Below are 1176 nucleotides of genomic sequence, written 5' to 3' on the forward strand. Positions count from 1 at the left end.
TAAACTTTCGTAAAAAGGCGTCCACTCTCGTCATTTGGGGAGACGAGGGATGGGCGATAAGAAAGGGATCGAAGGGTTGATCGAGCGGTTTACCGACCTGCCGGATGCTCGGGTGGAGGGGCGGACGGACCACGATCTGCTGGATATCGTTGTTCTGGCGCTGTGTGCCGTGATGTCCGGGGCGGAAGGTTGGGACGACATGGAGGACTGGGGGCGTGAGCGGGAAGCGTGGCTGCGGCGCTACTTGCCGCTGCGCAACGGCATTCCCGGCCACGACACCATCCGGCGGGTATTCGAGACGCTCTCGCCGATGGAACTGGAGCTGCGCTTTGAAGCCTGGATGGGTGAAGTCTGTCCGGCGGTGAAGGGGCGGGTCATCGCCATCGACGGCAAGGCGCTGCGCGGGTCGGCCCGCGCCGAGCGCGGGCTGCGGGCCTTGCATCAGGTCTCGGCTTATGCCGCCGATTATGGACTGACGCTGGGGCAGCGCACCTGCGAAGAGAAATCGAACGAAATAACGGCCATCGAAGCACTGCTGCCGGCCCTGGCGCTTGAAGGGGCGGTGGTGACGATCGATGCCATGGGCTGCCAGACGGCGATTGCCGCGCAGATCACCGAAGGCGGGGGCGACTACGTTCTGGCGGTGAAGGATAACCAGCCGCATCTGGCTGAAGCGCTGCGCGACTTCTTCGCGACGCTGAATGCACCAGGACATTGTCGACGGCAGGTCTCGGTGCACGAGACTTTGGACAAGGGGCATGGCCGGATCGAGACCCGGCGTTGCACTGCCGTCAGCGAACTCGATTGGCTCGACCTGCTCGGCCTGAAGGTACGCTGGTCGAAGCTCGCGTCGGTCGCCTGCATCGAATCGAGGCGTGACATTGGCGGAAAGCTGTCCACCGAAAAGCGTTACGTGATCAGTTCGCTTCCCGCCGACAGTCGTCGCATCCTGCATGCCGTGCGCACTCACTGGGGCATCGAGAACGGCCTGCACTGGTGTCTGGACATGACCTTCGGCGAAGATGCCAGCCTGATTCGCTTGCGCAACGCCGCCCAGAACTGCTCCTTCCTGCGCCGCCTTGGCATGAATCTCTTTCGCGCCGACAAATCTCGCGCCATCAGCCTGCCCAGAAAACTCAAGACCGCTGCCTACAACCCGGCTCATCTCGCTACCGC

1 protein-coding gene is annotated in these 1176 nt (G+C 62.9%); it reads left to right on the plus strand.

The genetic code is table 11. From position 1 onward, the window contains the following. Positions 1-49: 49 nt before the first annotated feature. On the plus strand, positions 50-1176 hold a 1127-nt coding region (locus PROAA_RS11725; RefSeq protein ID WP_186411519.1), incomplete at its 3' end, for an ISAs1 family transposase.

Origin of the sequence: Candidatus Propionivibrio aalborgensis (assembly GCF_900089945.1) — a bacterium.
In the GTDB taxonomy this organism is placed as follows: Bacteria; Pseudomonadota; Gammaproteobacteria; order Burkholderiales; family Rhodocyclaceae; genus Propionivibrio; species Propionivibrio aalborgensis.